The following is a 20,677-nucleotide window of genomic DNA, read 5'->3' on the forward strand; positions in this document are numbered from 1 at the left end:
CTCGCGATTTAGAATAGTAATTTTGGAAGTGTAAAACCTATATTTGTATTTCATTAAATTTAAAAAATGGAAGCATATCAAAATAAAGTTGAGCACTATACCGGAGTTTTTTATAAAATCAATAAAAGATATAACAGCATTAGTATTTTACGTCTTTTAACGGTTTTTCTTTGTTTATTTTTGTTGTTTTATTACATCAAAACCAATGAAATTCTGTACGTAGTTTTTGCTTTTTTATCTTTTGTTGGTTTTATTTTTTTAATGCGAATCCATTCTCGTTTATCTTTTCAAAAACAAATTACAACGGCACTTTTGCAACTCAATGAAAATGAAATCTCGTATTTAAAAAGAGAAAAACTGCCTTTTGAAAACGGAATTGAATTCAATGATTTTCATCATCCGTATGCGTACGATTTAGATATTTTTGGAGAACATTCCTTATTTCAGAATTTAAACAGAACAGCCACTTTTATCGGAAAAAAGACTTTGGCGAATCAATTATTAAATCTACTTCCAAACCAAACAATTTTACAAAATCAGGAAGCAATTAATGAATTAAAAACTAAAATAGACTGGCGACAGGATTTCCTGGCATTAGCAGCGATAAGTAATGATTCTAAAAGTTCCTATGATTCGTTACTGTATTGGAATTCATTTAAAAATAATACATTACCTAAAGTTTTAATTGCACTTTCAATTATTCTCCCAACTTTATTCTTTGGGTTTTTAATAGCCTATTTTATTACCGGGAAAATGGTTTTATTATCTTATCTGACTTATATTTTTATCACGAATATGATTGTTTTGGGAAGGTCTTTAAAACGAATTCAATCCGAAATTGCCAAAGCCGATAATATTGATAAAATCATCAAACAATATAGTTTATTGGTTGAGAAAATCGAAAAAGAAACTTTTCAATCTAAGAAATTAATCGATTTACAGCAGCAGTTAATTTTTAAGAATGCAACAGCAAGCGCGCATTTAAAACAATTATCCGAATTGTTTTCAAGAATGGACACCATCAGCAATTTTGTAACCGCAATTGTATTTAACGGAACATTCTTGTTTAATCTGCACGTTTTAAAAGCACTTTTAAAGTGGAAAGAGAATTATTCTGATGAACTCGAAAAATGGATTGAAATCATAGGCGAATTTGAAGCCTTAAATAGCTTAGCAAACTTATCGTATAATAATCCTGATTTTGCTTTTCCTGAAATCAATTCAGAATATAAAATTGGATTTTCAAATTTAAGTCATCCATTATTGAATCCCGCAACCAGAGTAGGGAATGATACTCATTTTTATCCCGAATCTTTCATGATTTTAACGGGCTCGAATATGTCCGGAAAAAGTACTTTTTTAAGAAGTTTAGGAATTAATATGGTTCTTGGCGGAATTGGTTCTGTTGTCTGTGCTTCAAAAGCTAACATTCATCCACTTCCAGTTTTGGTTTCAATGCGATTATCGGATTCTTTAGCAGACAGTGAATCGTATTTCTTCGCCGAAATCAAACGTTTAAAACAAATTATGGATGCTCTTGAAGAAAGACCTGCTTTTGTATTATTAGACGAAATTTTAAGAGGAACAAATTCTGACGATAAACGAAACGGAACTATTGAAGTAGTCAAAAAAATAATCGCTAAAAAAGCAATTGGAGCAATTGCAACTCACGATATCGAAGTTTGCCTGACAACAAACGAATATCCTGAAACTTTAACCAATCAATGTTTTGAAGTAGAAATTCAAAATAACGAACTCCATTTTGATTATAAACTCCGTTCAGGTATCTGTAAAAATAAAAGTGCTACTTTTTTAATGCAGAAAATGGGAGTGATATGATTTTAGATTTTAGAGTATAGATTTAAGAGTATAGATTTAAGAGTATAGATTTTAGAGTATAGATTTTAGATTCAAGAAGCAAGATTCAAGATAAAAGATTCAAGATTTTGACTCAGATTGTCACTCTGAGCGAAGTCGAAGAGCGCAAAGATTTTCCATACGGTTTGTCATTTCTAAGAGCAATAAATTTAGAAAAGTAACCACAAAGTAAAAATCTAACATCTTGCTTCTAACATCTTTCTTCTTATTCAAATCTAAAATTATTACTTCTGCACTTCTTTAATCGTATTTACAAATGCTTCAACAGGCTGCGCTCCGGAAACCGCATATTTCCTGTCGAAAACAAAAAATGGAACTCCTTGTACGCCAATTTCCTGCGCTTCGGTAATATCGTGCTGAACGTCGTTTAAAAATAAGTTTTCATCTTTTAGAACTTCCAAAACCTGATTTTGATCTAAACCAGCTTTTACAGCCAATTCTATTAAAGTTGGGCCATCATTTAAATCTCTACCTTCCGTAAAATAAGCTTTAAAGAAGATTTCTTCCATTTCATCGCCTACTTTTTTTGCTTTAGCCAATTGTATAATACGATGTGCTGTTAGCGAATTCGAGATAATAGCTTTATCAAAATGATAATCCAAACCAACGCTTTTTGCGCGTTCTACAACACCTTTATGCATTTCAATAGATTGTTCAACTGAAATACCTTTTCGTTCGGCTAAAAACGTATAAACGTCTTTTCCGGATTGTGGCGTAATAGTTGGATCAAGCTGAAAACTTTTCCACTCGATTTCAAATTCTCCATTTGGAAATTCAGCTAAAGCTGTTTCCAGTTGTCTTTTTCCGATATAACAAAACGGACACATAATGTCCGACCAAATTTCTATTTTCATAAGTACAAAGTTAAGGAAAAAAATGTTTCAGGTTTTTGTTTGTTTCAAGTTTCAGGCTTGCCTGTATTGTGTTTTTTTACCGCAAAGGAGCAAAGATTTTTGTATTTAGATTGTGTTTACAAACGCAAAGTTCACAAAGCTTTGTGTTTTTAAGCTTTGCGAACTTTACTAAAAACTTTTGCGCCTTTGCGGTAAAAATCTACACAAACCATAATCGCATTTCAACCTGAAACCTGAAACTTGAAACAAAAAAACACCCAAAATAAAAAACCGCAATTCTTTGTGAGAATTGCGGTTTCTAGGTATAAAAAATGGTTGGTTAATAGCGATATTTTTTTTTACAATGATATGTCTTTAATTCCAAACTAAAAAAGATCCCTGTAACAAAAAGAAGTTTTGATGTTAACTATTTAACATTACGGGCATTACCAACATTGTAACGGTTTCACCTTCTTCTAAACCATCAACTGGCGTTAGAATTCCGGCTCTGTTAGGCAATGACATTTCCAGCATAATCATATCTGATTGCAGGTTTGTCAGCATTTCAGTTAAAAAACGAGAGTTGAAACCAATTTGAAGATCATCTCCTTGATAATCACAAGTCAATCTTTCTTCTGCTTTGTTTGAGTAATCGATATCTTCTGCAGAAACGTTAAGTTCAGCTCCGGCGATTTTCAAACGAATTTGGTGTGTTGTTTTGTTTGAGAAAATCGCAACACGCTTAACAGAACTTAAAAATAAAGAACGGTCAATCATTAATTTGTTTGGATTTTCTTTTGGAATTACCGCTTCGTAATTCGGGTATTTTCCATCGATTAAACGACACATTAAGATATAATTGTCAAATGAGAAAGTCGCATTTGAATCGTTGTATTCAATTTTTACTTCAGCATCAGAACTTCCTAAAATACTTTTCAAAATATTCAAAGGTTTCTTTGGCATAATAAAATCTGCAACCTGAGATGCTTTTACATCTGTACGTGCATATTTTACTAATTTGTGAGCATCTGTTGCAACAAAAGTCAATCCTTCCGGCGAAAACTGGAAGAAAACTCCGGACATTACCGGACGCAAATCGTCATTTCCGGCAGCAAAAATAGTTTTGCTTACAGCAGTTGCCAAAACATCAGCAGGAACAAGCGTTACAGATGGATCTTCAAGATTTACAGCTTTCGGAAATTCTTCTCCGGCAGCATATGCCAATGCATATTTTCCTGAGTTTGAACTAATTTCAACCGTATTGTTTTCTTCAACTGTAAAAGTTAAAGGCTGTTCAGGAAACGTTTTTAAAATTTCAAGCAAAAGTTTAGCAGGCACAGCAACACTTCCTTTACTTTTAGAATCGATTGATAATGTAGCTGACATTGTAGTTTCAAGATCTGAAGCCGAAACTGTCAACGCATCATTGTCTAGTTCAAATAAAAAGTTATCTAAAATAGGCAACGTATTGTTACTGTTAATTACACTACCTAAAACTTGTAATTGTTTTAATAAGTACGAACTCGATACTATAAATTTCATCTCTTTTGTTTTATTTTTTGATGTTCTTTTAGCAATTTAAGGCTAAATATACGGATTACAAATATATCGCAAACAATCTTAGTTTCGCAATTTTTTTATTAACATCTATTTACTGTATTTTCTTTTTCTAATGTAGGTAAATGCAAGACCAAAAACCAATAAAATTAGAATTGGAAGTCCGATAGTTATGAATTGTGTTGCGGTATAGTTTTCATAAACTTTCTCTTTATCCAACAATGGCAAATCGACATCCTTGCTTCTAATGTTAATAAGTCCAGTATCGTCCAGTAAATAATTAATACAATTCATCATAAAATCCTTGTTGTCATATAAGTTTCCGGTGCGTTGATCGTAACCTAATTCTACAGGAAGCATGTTTTTATCTAATTGATTTCGGGCTATATCACCATCAGAAACTACAATCATTTTCGTAGGTTTTCCTTTTGACTGAAAGGAGTTTTCTTTGAAAGGCAAAACACGATTCTCAAAAGCCGAATGGAAACTTCCTTCTAATAAAACAGATAATGGCAAATTGCCTTTGTTTAAATAATCCTGAGGAGAAGTTTTCTCGGTAACAGAATTCAAATTAATTTCTGCCGGAGTTCCAATTACTTTAGAATATTGAGATGATTGTAATAAAACCGTCTTTTTAATTCCGTTTTTCAAAGTATCAATCGGGCTGGCAAAATCAAATTTAATTCCACCTAAATTTTTTACAATCGGATGTTTGCTTGTTGGATAAACCTGCGGCGCAAATTTCCATACAAAATCCTGATATTGCGTAGCGCTTCCTTGTTCTCCGGTTGCTAATTTTATTGGACTTCCTTGTTCATCTTTTACCAAATCAGGATTAATTCTAAATCCGTATTTAAAGAACATATCGTTTAAATTCAAATCTCTTGGATACGCCAGAGTTGCTCCGGATTGATTGTATAAACTGTCCATATCAGCCGCAACCTGATCAATTAACCACAATGTTTTTCCTCCATTCATGATAAATTGATCCAAAACCTGCTTTTCTTCATCAGTAAAAGTCTGAGTTGGTTTTGAAATAATCGCTAAGTCATATTTTTTTAAAGCGTTTAAAGTTCCGCTTGGATCTTTTGCAACAGAATCTAATGTAAAAGGGCCAATATAATAGCTTTCGCGAATTTGCATCAGCATTTTTGCAATATGAATTTCGTTTATTTCGCCATTTCCTTTTATAATGGCAACTTTCTTCTGTTTTGCTTTTGTGATTTTATTAATAGCATCAGCAATTGAATATTCTAAATGCTGAATTGATCCAATTACTTTTTGAGTTGTCGAAGCGCCCATTATGTTTTTCAACAAAGGAATATTAACCTCTTTATTGTTATAAACCGCAACTGCCCACGGAAAAACCATTGCCTGAGATTGTTTTCCTTTATCGTCAACAGTAATGTTTATTGGTGTTAATCCTTTTTGATAAAGCGATTTTACAACATCCATGTTTTCGTCTCCGTTTTCCATCGGATTCACTAATTCGAAAACAATATTGCTGTTATAAGCCTGAAATTCTTCTAATAATTGTCTGGTTTCTTGTTGTAAACGCTTAAAATCAGCAGGCAAATCGCCTTGCATATAAATCTTGATCGACAACGGATTTTTAACTTGTTTTACGATTTGCAAAGAAGTTTCAGATAAAGTATATCGTTTGTCTTTGGTTAAATCAAATCGGTGGAAAAACAAACTTCCTAATACATTTAAAACAATTAAAACGAAAACGGTAATACCTAATGTTTTGATATTTTGTTGAATAGATGCTTTCATTACGCTTTAAAAGATTTTAATTGATAAACGGTAAAAGACAGAAATAATACGGTGATGCTCAAAAAATAAATAACATCACGTGTATCGATAACGCCCCGACTCATACTTTTAAAATGATCCTGCATACCAAACGCCGAAACCATACTTGAAAATCCGGGAATCAGCGAAGCCAATCCTTCAAAACCAAAATAAAAGAAAAAGCATAAAAAAACTGCAATTATAAAAGCTACGATTTGATTTTCTGATAGGGTAGAAGTGAAAATTCCGATGGACGAATAAGCGGCAATCAGAAACAATAATCCAAAATAAGAACCAATCGTGCTTCCCATATCGATATTTCCTTCAGGCGAACCTAAACCCGAAATTACTTTTACATATATAAACGTTGGAATTATCGCCAAAATAATCAATAGGAGCGAACCTAAAAATTTTCCGTTTACGATTTCCCAAATCGATAAAGGTTTGGTTAAAAGCAGTTCAAGTGTTCCTTGTTTTTTTTCGTCAGAGAAACTTCTCATCGTAACAGCCGGAATCAGGAAAATCAAAATCCAGGGCGCTAATGTAAAAAATGGAGTCAAATCGGCATAACCGGTATTCAGTATATTGTAATCTCCTTCAAATACCCATAAAAATAGTCCGTTGCTAATTAAGAAAATAGCAATGACCAAATAGCCAATAGGAGAGCCAAAAAAGGATTTTATTTCTCGTAAAATGATTGATTTCATTTATTTTATTTTTTTTAATCGTTAAATCGGTAATTTATTTTTTTGATCGTTATCGGGTAATTTTAATCCCCTTTTTGGATAGTATAAAAAATACTCCCCCAATTAATATAAATGCTATTCCAGCATATATATCAAAATATTTCTTTTCCTCAGCTATCGTATCTTTTAGTGATAAGTAGTTATTTTTATCATCACTTAAAGACATAATTATTATCTGTTCATTTTTATAAAGTTTGTCTTTATCTTCTGAAGGAATTAATATTCTAATTGAATCTCCAATTTCTTTTGAATCTTCAAATTTACTTTTTTCAAAGTAGTTTAAATAATCAGCAATTATTTGAAATTTACAATTATATCCTTTTACCCAAATATAAAATTGTCTTGATATTGCTTTTCCTCCGGAAACATATTTAAACGAATAATCTTCTATTCTTCCTTCAACAACTTCTAAATCATTTTTACTTTCAATTTTTGGTCTTTGAGTTTGATGAAATAAAAAAAAGATTCCAATTGCCGGAAACAACATTATAACAAGCCATTTCTCAAATTGTTTAAAAGTAAATTTCATTATTAATTTTTACAATTTTAAACTAAAGACACCAATTTATCCACACTCCACGCTTCCGGTTTTGCATTGAATAATTGTTTTGTAAAACTCCAAACTGTATCAAAAAGTTCAGATTGTCTGTAATTTTCTAAGTCCGCTTCCGTTTCCCAATAACTGTATGTGAAAAATATGCATTTGTCATTTTTATCCTGATACAATTCTAAAAAACGATTTCCCTCAGCATTTCGTATTTTGTGCTTTATGATTTCAAAATTCTCCAGAAAATCCGGAATTTTTTCTTCGTGAAAACTCATTTTTACTATTCGAACAAACATATTTTAATTTTAGATTTTAGATTGCTGATTTTAGATTTGTTGAAGTCTAAAAAGCATTTCAGGTGCGCAAAAATACCAATTTTGATTGTTCTTTTTAAGAAAATTTAAAATATTCTGAAAAGCTTATTTCACAATGCTTTTCTGCAATATTGTCATTTCGACGAAGGAGAAATCTTCGCAAGTAACTCTACATAGAAAATCGCCAATCTTTGTAGACTTACTTGTGGAGATTCTTCGTTCCTCAGAATGACAAAAACAACAAGAAAATCTGTGTAAATCTGTTTGATCAGTTAAATCCGTGTGCCATTGAATCTAAAATTTTAAGTAAACTGAATCGTAATCACATCACGATAATTCAATCCCAGCAAACTGTTTGCAGAACCCACTTTTGAAGGATTACTTCTAAAAATGGCAATTTCAAGAAATCCGGCTTCATTAAAAATGGCCAGTTTTTCTCCTTCATATGTTTTTATGGGATATTTTTCAGAAGTTGCAATTGCAGAATAATTGGGCAGAATCGTTTTGATGCTTTTAGGTTTCATTACAATTTCATATGGACGGCCTTTTGCTATTTCTAAAAATTGTCTTTTTGATATATTGGTTACGATATTTCCAAAATGGTCAATATAAATTACATATCCTTTAATCGAATTTCCGTCGTTAGAAACCACAGGCTGTAATTCCGTAATTTGTTTGATTTCGGTGATTTCTTTACCTATCACATTCAGTAAACCGCCTTTTGCAATATGGCAGGCAACTTGTATAAAAATATCCAAATCAGAAGATTCACTCGGAAAACGGTCATGAATATTAATAGCCACAATCTTTTGCGGAACAATTTTCTGCGTAAGCATACTCAAAATACCATTATCGGCACAAATAAAGAAGTGATCATTCCATTGCATGGCAATATGCTGATTCTCTTTATTGCGTTCAATGTCAACACCAATAAGGTGTACGGTTCCTTTAGGAAAACTTAAATACGATGCTCCAATAACATAACTTGCTTCGGCTGTGTTAAATGGATCAATGTCATGAGAAATATCAATAATTTTTGCTTCTGAAAATTCAGATAAAATTTTACCCTTTAGCGAACCAACAAAGTGGTCTTTTAAGCCGTAATCGGTAGTAAGGGTAATTATTGACATCATTTTGTTTATAACTATTGGTAGTATTTAAATCTAATTTTCATTAAATTTGAGAAATGCAAATCTAAGAATAGTAAACTCAAAAATACAACAAACAAAAGACAAATTGTATTTTTTAGAAGAAGTAATAATATAGTAGTCTCAGTTATCAGTTTCAGTTTTTCAGTTTGCATGTGAGAATCAGATCAGGAAAAATTATTCAAAAAATTTAGCTGAATATCCTTGTGAAATTTTAATAAGAAATAAAATTCTCATACCTTTAAACTGCGTAACTGCCACTGAAAACTATAAATTAAAAACAACCCGACAACCACTAATTATAAAAAAACTGATTTATTTTTAATTTAAAACTATCTCATTTGAACGAAAGAATTATCGAGCTCATAGACATCGCTCCAAAAGACTTTTGGGGCGCTCAAGACACTCATCTTGAAATAATTAAAAAGTATTACCCAAAGCTTAAAATAGTAGCAAGAGGGACGACTTTGAAGGCATTTGGCGAAAAAGAAGTTTTAGATGAATTCGAAAAAAGATTCCAAAGGTTGATGCTCCATTTTACCCGATACAACAACATTGATGATAATGTAATTGAACGTGTAATTATGAGTGATGGTCAGGATGATCGAAAATCATACGATCACGACAAAATATTAGTTCACGGCGTTGGCGGTAAAATAATTAAAGCCATGACGCCTAACCAGCAACTATTGGTAGATACCATCAAGAAAAATGATATGGTATTTGCTGTTGGTCCGGCTGGAACGGGAAAAACGTACACGGGCGTTGCTATGGCTGTTAAAGCGCTTAAAGAGAAAGAAGTAAAAAGGATCATATTGACGCGACCAGCGGTTGAAGCAGGAGAAAATCTTGGTTTTTTACCCGGTGATATGAAAGAAAAACTAGATCCTTACATGCAGCCTCTTTATGATGCTTTGCGCGACATGCTGCCAAACGAAAAGCTCGAAGATTACATATTAAAAGGAATTATTCAAATTGCGCCATTAGCCTTTATGCGTGGCCGTACACTTGATAATGCCTTTGTAATTCTGGATGAAGCGCAAAACACAACCCACTCACAAATGAAAATGTTTTTGACCCGTATGGGAAAAAACGCCAAATTTATGATTACGGGCGATCCTGGACAGGTCGATTTACCACGCAGAACTATTTCGGGTCTTAAAGAAGCTATTTTGGTTCTGAAAGACGTTGACGGAATCGGGATTATTTATCTGGATGATAAAGATATCGTGCGTCACAGATTAGTGAAAAAGGTAATCGATGCTTATAAACAAATAGAAAATCACGATTAAGTTTGTGAAATAAATTTTAGCTACAGATAAAAGTAATTTGCACAGATTTTTTTCGCCACTAATTTCACGAATTAGCACAAATTAATTAGCGAAAATTTGTGAAATTCGTGGCGAAATAATACAGATTTTATAAATCGTTTTAATCTTTTAATCTGTGGCAGGAAAATTAAATAAGTAATATTCGTTTTATACATATCTTTTAAAGGAATGTGTAAAACGAATATTTTTTTTTTGAATTAGTTTTATTAACTTACAGCTTGTCAGGCTGAGCGAAGTCGAAGGCCCCACAAAGAGAATGCAAGTAAGTTTGACTGCAAGTTTTGTATTACTGTAATTGGACTTTGGTCCCGAAGCCTCGGGATAAAATATTGGAATAAATGTAATGAAACAACTAGATGATTTCTATTTCAAACAAGAAGAACCTATAAAAGGGATGTTTTTGGCCTTGAAAGAAATTATTCTGAAACAAGACACAGACATTACAAATGTTCTCAAATACGGAATGCCATTTTTTTGTTATAAAGGAAAAATGTTCTGCTATTTATGGACTCATAAAAAGCTCAAACAACCTTATATCGGAATTGTGGAAGGTAAACACTTTGATGAACCTTTTTTAATTCAGGAAGCTCGTTCGAGAATGAAGATTATGTTATTCGATTCGGAAGAAGATTTGCCTTTGGAACAAATTCAAACGATTATCGCGAAAGCAATAAATTTATATAAATCAGGAGTTATAAAAGTTTAAATTGTTTAAAAATCATTATTTAAGCAAATAGTTAAATATATAATAAACTTACGGTATTTTAAACTTTCAAAAGCTTCAATCTTTGCTCAACTGGTCATAAAGCCGTAAATTTGCACATCATAAAAACTTGATTTTTAATATGACAAAACTTAAAAATATAAAAGTTGTCGTTAGTGATTTAGACGGAACTTTACTCAATCCTCAGCATAAAATATCAGATTATACCAAATCAATTTTTCAGGAACTTCACAATCAAAATTATCTTATTGTTGTTGCCACAGGCCGTCATCACCTTGATGCAATGGCTATTATCGAAACGCTTGAAGTTCCGGTTTACCTCGTAAGTTCAAACGGAGCCAGAATACATTCACCTGAAAAGGAAGAACTTTTTTCATTCAATTTAGACAGTGAGGTTGTAAAAGCAGCTTTGAATGTAGAAATTGATCCTGAAATTACAGTTGTTTTGTTTAAAGAAAATGTTTGGCAAACAAACAGAATAAGCGAAAAATTAAATGCTTTTCAATCTGAATTAAAATATGTTCCGGAATTGGTTGATTATAAAACCCTGGAAGATTTTGGTGCAATTAAGATTTTCTTCTCCTGCGATAATCACGAAAAATTAGTAAAATTAAAAGATGCTATTTTAGCCAATTCTTCCGAGCATTTGCATCATGCTTTTAGTTTGCCAACTTGTCTTGAATTTATGGATAAATCTATAGATAAGGCAATTGCAATAGAAAGAGTGCTTGAAAAAGTTGGTTTTACATTAGAAGAAGCAGTTTCTTTTGGAGATGGTTTCAATGATGTTCAAATGTTATCTGCATCAGGAAAAGGTTTAATTATGGGAAATGCGCCTGCCTTATTAAAAGAAACATTACCCAATTTAGAAGTTATTAAAACAAATGCCGAAGATGGTGTTGCGAAATATATTTCATCTAAAATTTTAGATAAAGAAGTTGTAGCATAATTGCATATAAACTTTTGTTTATACATATAAATCAAATCCCGAAAGATTTTCTTTTGGGATTTTTGTTTGCAATAGAGAGTTGAAACTATAAAATATCACATTTCTTAATTTATCTCTTTCTTTTCATTATGAAACTCTGTGAAATAGTTTTAAATTTGCAATCATAAAAAACAACACAACTAAGAATAATGAGCAATACAATCACAACTACAAATTTTAATTTCCCGAATCAGAAATCAGTTTACCGCGGAAAAGTTAGAGAAGTTTACAACATCAATGATGAACTTTTAGTAATGGTAGCAACAGACAGACTTTCGGCTTTTGATGTAGTTTTACCAAAAGGAATTCCGTATAAAGGACAAATTTTGAATCAGATTGCAACAAAATTCATGGAATTGACAGAAGATATTGTTCCAAACTGGTTGATTGCAACTCCGGATCCAAACGTTGCTGTTGGTCATTTATGCGATCCTTTTAAAGTAGAAATGGTAATTCGTGGTTATGTTTCCGGTCACGCCGCACGTGAATATGCTGCTGGAAAAAGACAAATTTGTGGTGTAACAATGGCAGAAGGTTTAAAGGAAAATGATAAATTTCCGGAACCAATTATTACGCCAACTACAAAAGCAGATAACGGTTCTCATGACGAAGATATTTCTCGTGAAGACATTTTATCTAAAGGAATTGTTTCTGAAGAAGATTATATTGTTCTTGAAAAATATACACGTGATTTATTCCAGAGAGGAACTGAAATTGCTGCTTCCCGCGGATTAATTTTAGTAGATACAAAATACGAATTCGGAAAAACGAAAGACGGTGTTATTGTTTTAATTGACGAAATTCACACACCGGATTCTTCTCGTTATTTTTATGCTGACGGATATCAGGAAAGACAAGATAAAGGGGAGGAGCAAAAACAATTATCTAAAGAATTTGTACGTCGCTGGTTAATCGAAAACGGTTTTCAGGGTCAGGACGGACAACAAATTCCCGAAATGACTGATGCTTATATCGAGTCAGTTTCTGAAAGATATATCGAATTATACGAGAACATCTTAGGCGAAAAATTCGTAAAAGCTGATATTGACAATATTGACCAACGTATTGATAAAAACGTATTAGATTACCTTAGTTCTAAAGAGTAATTTTCGGGTTTAAACTAACTATTTAAACCATGAACATTAAAAATAAAAAAAATGCCTTGTTATTTCTATTTATGATAACAGGGCATTTTCTTTTTGCGCAAATTGATAAAAAGGCAACAAAAGAAACCAGAATCTTATATGAAAATCTTAAACTAATTTCAAGAAATCATATTCTTTTTGGACATCAGCATGCGCTGGAATACGGACACGGATGGGCAAATGAACCAAATAGGTCAGATGTAAAATCAGTTACAGGTTCGCATCCGGCAGTTGTTGGAATTGATTTTAGCGGTTTTTCAGGAAAACCAAAAAAAGAAATCGAAAAAACAAAAGAGATTTTAAGAAAAAATGTCATCGATACTTACAATCGTGGCGGAATTACAACTGTTTCCTGGCATTTTGTAAATCCTGTTTCCAATGATAGTTTTTATTGGAAAGATTCTACTTCTGTAGCGGCAATGTCTTTAATCAAAAAAGGCGGTTCTCATCATGAGGAATATAAAGAAATTTTGAAAACCATTGCTGATTTTGCCCATTCTGTAAAAGCAAAAGATGGTTCGCTTGCACCAATGATTTTCAGGCCGTATCATGAATTTGACGGAGATTGGTTTTGGTGGGGAAAAAAGTTTACTTCAAAAGAAGACTTTATTGCTGTTTGGCAATTTACAGTTTCTTATTTAAGAGATACTTTAGGTGTACATAATTTTATTTACGCCTTTTCGCCAGATGTTAGGTTTAATTCTGAGACAGAATATCTGGAACGCTATCCAGGTGATGATTATGTAGATATGTTTGGTTTTGATGATTATGGTGATTATGGTCGGGATGGAAAATACGATTTAGATAATGCGGTTAAAAAACTTAAAATTATTTCAGATTTGGGAATCAAAAAGAATAAACTTGCGGCTTTAACAGAAACGGGTTTAGAATCTATTCCGAATCCTGCCTGGTGGACCGAAACTTTATTAAAAACCTTAAAATCTGAAAAACTAGAATTAGCATATGTTTTAGTCTGGAGGAATGACAGCAAAAGTCCCACACATTTTTATGCGCCTTTTCCGGGACAAATTAGCGTTCCGGATTTTATAAAGTTTTATAATGATCCGTATACTTTGTTTGAGAATGATTTGAAGAATATTTATACTAAAAAATTTAGTTTAAAATAAAGACTTTTACAGCAATAAAAGGAGGTGCAATGCAGGTTTTAACTGTGTTGCACTTTTTTTTGTATTTTTTTTCATTTAAGTGCAACTTTTCGGATCATTTAGTCGTCTATTATAGTAAGGAGTAAATAATTTTAAAAATAGTATTATGCATTAATTAAGTTTTTTATATAAATCATCAATCAATTAAATCATCAATCATCATGAAAAAATCAATTATTATTTTAGGTATCGCGCTGGCTATAGCTACAAATGTATCAGAAGCTTCGAATCTCAGATTTTCGGTAAAATATCAGATTCATTCTGCTTCTTATATAACATCGCCATTGCATTATGCAGTATGTGATGGAGATATCGAAAGTGTTAAAAAATTCATCAAATACGGAGTCGATGTAAATAAGCTATCCAGTGATATGTCACCTTTGATGTTAGCAGCACTTTATAATAAATTTGAGATCATTAAAATTTTGCTTGCAAGCGGGGCTAATCCTGCGATGGAAAACGAAAAAGGTTTTAAAGCTTTACATTACGCTGAGTACACAAAAGCAAATGAATCAATTTTAATTTTGAAAAATCTAAAATAAAAGTGTAAAAAAAAAGCATCATTACAATTAATGATGCTTTTTTGATTATTAGATTTATGCATTAATTATCTTCTAATTTGGTTTTTAGGTTTTCCAGTCCCTTTTCTAAATCCTTTCCAATCATTTTATCCATATTCATCATTGGCATCATAATATTCATCGGATAAGGAAAAATACCATTGATTCCCCATTTTACTTTAGTCTGATTGGCAGAAATTACTTCTGTAGACATAAAACCTACTGCGGTATCTTCCATTGGTTTTTTAAAACGCAAGGCAAAATCCAGACGTTTTCCTTCGGTTATTTTTGTGATTTCCTGTTCACCAACGCCCACATCTTTTACATCACTTTCCCAGGCAGAAATTGCGCCAACAGTTCCGTCAGTTCCTTTATAAGTTGATTTCATTTTTGGGTCTATATTCGCCCAAACGCTAAATTGGTTTTGATTTTTTAGATACTTCACATAATTAAAAACGGTATCAGCAGGTTTGTTGATGGTAATTTCTCTTTCGATGTTGTACTCTTTTGGCATAAAATAAGCCGCAATTAATACAATTGCCAGAAGTAAAATAAGGACGACCAGAATTTTTTTAATGATTCCCATGATTTGTAATTTAAGGTTATTAATTATTTTTTGCTTGTCAGGTTTTGGTTGTTGGGCAATATAAAAACGCTATTTGCCTTGTTATTAGTATGGTAAAGTTAAAAAAGTAATGTTTCTGATTTGTCGTAATTTATTTTTTTGATGATTTTTTTTAATAATTTTTGATTTTGACTGTAACATTTTTGAATTAATAGCGTCTATTAGATAGCGCTTTGAAATTTAAAATAACATTAGGTTCTGTTTATAGTTCTTTCATTAATCAAACGTTAAGAATTAGTTAAAACACAGTACCTTGTAATACATAATACAAAAATAGAAGTACATTTACATAGAAATTAATAATCATCACAATCAATCATTTAACAACAATCAATCATGAAAAAATCAGTAATTTATTTAGGACTTGCCGTAGTAGCATTTGCAAATGTTTCAATGGCTTCAAATCACAAAATCGTAGTAAAAAATCAAGTTGAAGTTTCACCTTATTTTTTCTCACCATTAAATGTTGCAGTTAGTAAAGGCGATGTAGAAATCGTTAAAAAATTCATCGAATACGGAGCAGACGTAAATATGATCTCAGAAGATATGTCTCCGTTAATGGTAGCTGCACGTTATAACAAAGTTGAAATCATGAAGCTTTTATTAGCAAATGGAGCAAGACCAAATGAAAAAAACGAAAAAGGATATACTGCTTTAAAGTATGCCCAATTATCAAACGCAACAGAAGCAATTGCGATTTTGAAAGAATTAAGATAAGAGTTTTAAGCTAAAAGTTTAAAAGAGTTTTGAGTTAGTAATTGAAACGACCTTCCTGAGCAGAAGGTCGTTTTTATTTTTATATGTCATTGATAGCCTAGATGAGAGGTACGCGGATGACACAGATTCGCTATGCGAAAACGCTGATTTACACGGATTTTTTATTTATAGTTTTGTCAGACTGAGCGGAGTCGAAGTTCCGCAACGTGATTCAGCAAACGTGACTTCGACTCCGCTCAGTCTGACAAGATTGTGTTGAGTTGTGCTATTTATTAAATTAAATAATGATATCAAACTAAAATCTATCACAATCAAAAAAAGCACCATTAAAAAAATGATGCTTTTTCGTTATTAATTTATTTTATATCAAACACCCAATTGGAATTTGGAATCTAAAACTTGGAATTTAAAATTTTATTCCAAACGATCATTCTTTTTTCTATTAAAAACCCAAAAGAGAATCGGGAATACCAATAAGGTTAAAATTGTTGCGGTAACTAAACCTCCAATAATTACGATAGCCAATGGTTTTTGCGATTCTGAACCAATTCCTGTAGAGATTGCTGCCGGCATTAAACCTATTGAAGCCATTAATGCGGTCATAACAACAGCTCTTGTTCTGGCTTTTACTCCCATGAAAATGGATTCTTCGAGCGTAAATTTTGCCTTTATATTATTATGGAATTCAGATATCAGAATCACTCCGTTTTGAATACAAATTCCGAGTAAAGCAATAAAACCAACTCCTGCAGAAATTCCGAAATTCATTCCGGTAATATGCAAAGCAATAATTCCTCCAATAATGGCGAACGGAACATTCGCTAATACAAGCAATGAATCTTTTATATTTCCGAATAAAATAAACAACAATACAAATATCCCGATTAAACTAATGGGCACAACTTGCGCTAAACGTGCACTTGCACGAACCTGATTTTCAAATTCGCCTGTCCAGCCTGTTGTATAACCTGTAGGCATTTTTAATTCGGCTACTTTTCTCTGAGCTTCGGCAATTGTACTTCCTAAATCTCTATCACGAACTGAGAATTTTACACCAATAAAACGTTTCGTATTATCTCTGTAAATAAAAGCAGGTCCGGTAACGGTTTTGATATCGCAAATTTCTTTCAGTGGAATTTTTATACCACTTATGGTTGGAACTTTAAGTTCGGCAAGATCTTCTTCATCTTTACGATATTCTTTTAAGAAACGAACTCGGACATCAAATTTTTTCTCGTCTTCATATTTCTGAGTCGCTGTTTTTCCTCCAAAAGCAAGTTCTAAAACCGCTTGTGCATCACTTAATGTAACGCCATAAGCAGCCATTTTTTCTCTGTCTAAAACTACACTGATTTCTGGCTGACCCACATTTCTAAGAATCCCGACATCTTTTATTCCCGGAATATTTTTGATTTTTGCCAAAACTTCGTTTGATAATTCATCCAGTTTATCAAGATCATCTCCGTATATTTTCACCGCGTTTGATGCTTTGAAACCAGCAACAGATTCGGCAACGTTATCAATTACAGGCTGTGAATAATTATAGGTAATACCTTGATGCACTTTTAGTTTTTCATCCATTTCATTAACCAAATCATCCATATTGATTTTTCGTGTCCATTCAGATTTTGGTTTCAAATCTACCTGAAGCTGAATAAAACCAAAACCATTCGGGTCAGTTCCGTCATTACTTCTTCCGGTTTGCGACAGCACTTTTTTCACTTCCGGAAATGCTTCAAGATCTTTTCTGATCATTGCGGCAGTTTTCACACTTTCAGGCAATGAAGTACTCATTGGCAATTCAGCCGTTACCCATAATGCACCTTCGTTTAATTGTGGTAAAAATTCAGTTCCTAAAAATGTTGCCGAAAAGAAAACCACGACGATTAATGCCGTTGAAGCAATTAATGTTTTTACTTTATGTTTAAAAGTCCATGCAAATCCTTTACCAACATTTCGATCCCAGAAATTTACAAACGGATTATTTTTTTCTTTTACATTTTTATTTAAAAGAATATGGGATAATACCGGAACCAATGTCAAAGTAAAAAGTAACGCGCCCAATAATGCAAAACCTAAAGTAAAGGCAAGAGGCGAGAACATTTTCCCTTCTACTTTCTGGAATGAGAATATCGGTAATAAAGCCGTGATGATGATTAATTTAGAAAAGAAAATGGCTTTACCCATTTCTGTCCCTGTTTTTTTAATCAAACTTCCTTTGGCAATTTTATTGTATTTCTCCATTCCTAACTGATGCGCCCGATGATCTAATACCACAAATAATCCTTCGACCATTACCACGGCACCATCTATAATAATCCCGAAATCGACCGCACCCAAACTCAGTAAGTTGGCGCTCATTCCCATCATTTTCAGACATAAAAAGGCGAATAATAACGATAACGGAATTACAATCGAAACCGTAAATGTAGTTCTCCAGTCGGCCATGAAAAGAAATACAACACAAGTAACCAGGATAATACCTTCGAATAAATTGTGCATTACAGTTTCTGTCGTGAAATTCATTAAATTATCACGATCATAAAAAGTTTCAATTTTAATGTCTTTTGGGAGCACATGTTCATTCAAATCTTTGATTTTATCTTTAATTAAAGCCAATGTTTCCTGTGCATTTTCGCCTTTACGCATTACGACTATCCCTTCAACAGCATCGTCATTTTTGCCAATTCCGGTTTGTCCAACCCTTGGCATAGCACTTTCATAAACAGTGGCGACATTTTTTACCAAAATTGGGTTTCCGCCGGCATCATCTACAATAATGTTTTCAATATCCGAGATAGATTTTAAAAGCCCAACACCACGAACTACAAAAGCCTGTCCGTTTTTTTCGATAATATCTCCACCCACATTTAAGTTTCCTGCATTTACGGCATTATAAACCTGAAGCGGTGTAATGTTGTATTTTGCTAATTTTATAGGATCAACACCCACTTCATAAGTTTTGTCCTGACCTCCAAAAACATTCAAATCAGCGACACCGGGAACAGCACGTAATTGTTTGTCGATCACCCAGTTTTGATAGGTCAATAATTCTCTACTGTCTCTGCTGTCACTTTTTACAATGTATCTAAAAATCTCGCCGGTAGGCCCATAAGGCGGCTGAACATCCGGTTCAACATCCTCCGGAAGCGAAACATTTTTCAGTAAATTATTTACTTGCTGACGCGCAAAAGTATCATCGACACCATCATCAAAAATAATTTTGATTACAGATAAACCAAACATGGTAATACTGCGAACGCTGGTCTTTTTTTGTACCGAGTTCATCGAGATTTCGATAGGAGAAGTCACAAAACGTTCTACTTCTTCCGCACTTTTTCCGTTCCATTGTGTGATGATAATGATCTGAGTATTCGTTACATCCGGAAAAGCATCAATTGGCATATTTTTGAAAGAAATAAATCCTGCAACTGCTAACAATCCTACCCAAAAAAAGGTAAATGCTTTATTCTTTAGCGAAAAAGCAATAATATTTCTAATGAATTTGTTCATGTCTTATTCGTTTAAAGCACGGTAAATAAATAACTGGTTGTTGGTAATGACTTTCTCATTTTCCTTTAAACCACTTGATATATATGTGGTATCTCCAACTACTCTGTAAACTTCAACTTGTCTGGTTTCTATATTGTTACGATCTTTAAATATCATGACAAAGTTTTTACTTTTATCAAAAACTATAGCTTTACTAGGTACGGCTATCATAGATTCACTTTCGTTAAAAGACAGCTTTATATTCGCATTCATATCCGGCTTAAGCATATAACCAGGATTCTGTAGTTTTATACGTGCCTGCATAGCTTTTGTATCGGGATCAATTACGTTGAAGATTTTATCCACTTTACCTTTAAAAACTTTATCTGGATAACTTAAAGTCGTAACATCAGCATCAATTCCTAATTTTACTTTATTAATATCAATTTCATTAATATTAGCTAATGCCCAAACTTCGCTGATTTCAGCAATGTCAAAAATATTTTCAGATCGGTCATTTCTCAAAAGCATATCCTGATTGATGCTTTTCTGAATGATAAAACCACTAATAGGAGCCGTAACTTCATAAATAGAACCAGCTTTAATATTATAAATTTTATAGGTTTCCTGAATTTTCCCCAATTGCGACTGCGCTTTATTAACTTCAGATTTTGCTTCAAAAACATCACTTTCCGAATTTAATTTTCCGTCAAATAATTCCTGAGCAACCTTCAATTTGTTTTTTGCAACCAGTAAATCACTTTTTGCATCAATAGATTGTTTTTCAAAATCGGCAATATCAGTACTTTTTATAGTAGTCAGAACTTGACCTTTGCGTACGTAATCACCAAGTTCTACATTAACTTTGATAACATTTCCGCCAACAAGCGGATAAACGTCGATCATTTTATTATTATCTGCTGTAATTTTTCCGTAAAAACTCAACTCATTTTTCACAGGCTGAGTTTGTGCAGCCGCAGTAGTAGTCGTTTTCAGCATTGCATCACTTAAAACGAAGGTAGTATTGGTTTCAGGATTTTCAACTTCCTTTTTGCAGCTTGCGATTGATAAACTCACGAGAGCAATTCCTATAATTAGTTTATATTTCATCT

General features: G+C 32.6%; 18 protein-coding genes. 8 read left to right on the plus strand and 10 right to left on the minus strand.

What is annotated here, in order from left to right; translation table 11 throughout:
- The first annotated feature begins 66 nt into the window (after positions 1 to 66).
- A complete protein-coding gene (locus ACZ0AH_RS11175; RefSeq protein ID WP_463475884.1) occupies positions 67 to 1,839 on the plus strand; it encodes a MutS-related protein in 1,773 nt (590 codons plus the stop codon).
- Between the two features lie 263 nt (positions 1,840 to 2,102).
- On the opposite strand, the gene ACZ0AH_RS11180 is transcribed toward ACZ0AH_RS11175, so the two are convergent.
- The 7 genes from ACZ0AH_RS11180 to ACZ0AH_RS11210 form a co-directional block, all read right to left on the minus strand.
- Entirely contained in the window at positions 2,103 to 2,732 is a 630-nt protein-coding gene (locus ACZ0AH_RS11180) for a DsbA family oxidoreductase (RefSeq protein ID WP_463475885.1), read from the minus strand.
- A gap of 402 nt (positions 2,733 to 3,134) precedes the next feature.
- Complete coding sequence (gene dnaN, locus ACZ0AH_RS11185) at positions 3,135 to 4,253, minus strand: DNA polymerase III subunit beta (protein WP_463475886.1); 1,119 nt, start codon at positions 4,251 to 4,253, stop codon at positions 3,135 to 3,137.
- Positions 4,254 to 4,358: 105 nt separating this feature from the next.
- The gene (gene gldG / locus ACZ0AH_RS11190) at positions 4,359 to 6,044 is read right to left on the minus strand and encodes a gliding motility-associated ABC transporter substrate-binding protein GldG (protein ID WP_463475887.1); all 1,686 of its coding nucleotides are present in this window, start codon (positions 6,042 to 6,044) and stop codon (positions 4,359 to 4,361) included.
- Positions 6,044 to 6,769 carry a gliding motility-associated ABC transporter permease subunit GldF gene (gene gldF, locus ACZ0AH_RS11195; RefSeq protein WP_463475888.1) on the minus strand — a complete coding sequence of 242 codons (726 nt, stop codon included), beginning with the start codon at positions 6,767 to 6,769 and terminating at the stop codon, positions 6,044 to 6,046. Before gldF ends, gldG begins: the two co-directional genes overlap by 1 nt.
- Positions 6,770 to 6,818: 49 nt before the next feature.
- A complete protein-coding gene (locus tag ACZ0AH_RS11200) occupies positions 6,819 to 7,337 on the minus strand; it encodes a hypothetical protein (RefSeq protein WP_463475889.1) in 519 nt (172 codons plus the stop codon).
- 17 nt (positions 7,338 to 7,354) lie between these two features.
- A complete protein-coding gene (locus ACZ0AH_RS11205) occupies positions 7,355 to 7,651 on the minus strand; it encodes a putative quinol monooxygenase (protein ID WP_463475890.1) in 297 nt (98 codons plus the stop codon).
- 320 nt (positions 7,652 to 7,971) lie between these two features.
- Complete coding sequence (locus ACZ0AH_RS11210; protein ID WP_463478105.1) at positions 7,972 to 8,799, minus strand: SAM hydrolase/SAM-dependent halogenase family protein; 828 nt, start codon at positions 8,797 to 8,799, stop codon at positions 7,972 to 7,974.
- Positions 8,800 to 9,158: 359 nt separating this feature from the next.
- Here ACZ0AH_RS11210 and ACZ0AH_RS11215 point away from each other — a divergent pair, with 359 nt between their 5' ends.
- The 6 genes from ACZ0AH_RS11215 to ACZ0AH_RS11240 all read left to right on the plus strand — a co-directional run bounded on the left by ACZ0AH_RS11215 (position 9,159) and on the right by ACZ0AH_RS11240 (position 14,713).
- The gene (locus tag ACZ0AH_RS11215; protein WP_463475891.1) at positions 9,159 to 10,109 is read left to right on the plus strand and encodes a PhoH family protein; all 951 of its coding nucleotides are present in this window, start codon (positions 9,159 to 9,161) and stop codon (positions 10,107 to 10,109) included.
- A gap of 382 nt (positions 10,110 to 10,491) precedes the next feature.
- Positions 10,492 to 10,854 (plus strand): DUF1801 domain-containing protein, encoded by a 363-nt coding sequence (locus ACZ0AH_RS11220; protein WP_463475892.1) that lies wholly within the window; start codon positions 10,492 to 10,494, stop codon positions 10,852 to 10,854.
- 139 nt (positions 10,855 to 10,993) lie between these two features.
- Positions 10,994 to 11,821 (plus strand): Cof-type HAD-IIB family hydrolase, encoded by an 828-nt coding sequence (locus ACZ0AH_RS11225; RefSeq protein ID WP_463475893.1) that lies wholly within the window; start codon positions 10,994 to 10,996, stop codon positions 11,819 to 11,821.
- 188 nt (positions 11,822 to 12,009) lie between these two features.
- Positions 12,010 to 12,966 (plus strand): phosphoribosylaminoimidazolesuccinocarboxamide synthase, encoded by a 957-nt coding sequence (locus tag ACZ0AH_RS11230; protein WP_463475894.1) that lies wholly within the window; start codon positions 12,010 to 12,012, stop codon positions 12,964 to 12,966.
- A 29-nt stretch (positions 12,967 to 12,995) separates the two neighbouring features.
- Entirely contained in the window at positions 12,996 to 14,132 is a 1,137-nt protein-coding gene (locus tag ACZ0AH_RS11235; protein ID WP_463475895.1) for a glycoside hydrolase family 26 protein, read from the plus strand.
- A 200-nt stretch (positions 14,133 to 14,332) separates the two neighbouring features.
- Complete coding sequence (locus tag ACZ0AH_RS11240; protein ID WP_463475896.1) at positions 14,333 to 14,713, plus strand: ankyrin repeat domain-containing protein; 381 nt, start codon at positions 14,333 to 14,335, stop codon at positions 14,711 to 14,713.
- Positions 14,714 to 14,774: 61 nt separating this feature from the next.
- Here the strand turns inward: ACZ0AH_RS11240 and ACZ0AH_RS11245 are convergent, their stop codons facing one another.
- Positions 14,775 to 15,317, minus strand: a complete 543-nt coding sequence (locus ACZ0AH_RS11245) for an SRPBCC family protein (RefSeq protein ID WP_463475897.1) — start codon at positions 15,315 to 15,317, stop codon at positions 14,775 to 14,777.
- Positions 15,318 to 15,692: 375 nt separating this feature from the next.
- Between ACZ0AH_RS11245 and ACZ0AH_RS11250 the strand changes: the two genes are divergently transcribed.
- Complete coding sequence (locus ACZ0AH_RS11250; RefSeq protein ID WP_463475898.1) at positions 15,693 to 16,073, plus strand: ankyrin repeat domain-containing protein; 381 nt, start codon at positions 15,693 to 15,695, stop codon at positions 16,071 to 16,073.
- A 414-nt stretch (positions 16,074 to 16,487) separates the two neighbouring features.
- Here ACZ0AH_RS11250 and ACZ0AH_RS11255 read toward each other — a convergent pair whose 3' ends face one another.
- Entirely contained in the window at positions 16,488 to 19,586 is a 3,099-nt protein-coding gene (locus ACZ0AH_RS11255; protein WP_463475899.1) for an efflux RND transporter permease subunit, read from the minus strand.
- A gap of 3 nt (positions 19,587 to 19,589) precedes the next feature.
- Entirely contained in the window at positions 19,590 to 20,675 is a 1,086-nt protein-coding gene (locus tag ACZ0AH_RS11260; RefSeq protein WP_463475900.1) for an efflux RND transporter periplasmic adaptor subunit, read from the minus strand.
- Positions 20,676 to 20,677: the final 2 nt, after the last annotated feature.

The organism is Flavobacterium sp. AC105, assembly GCF_979258495.1.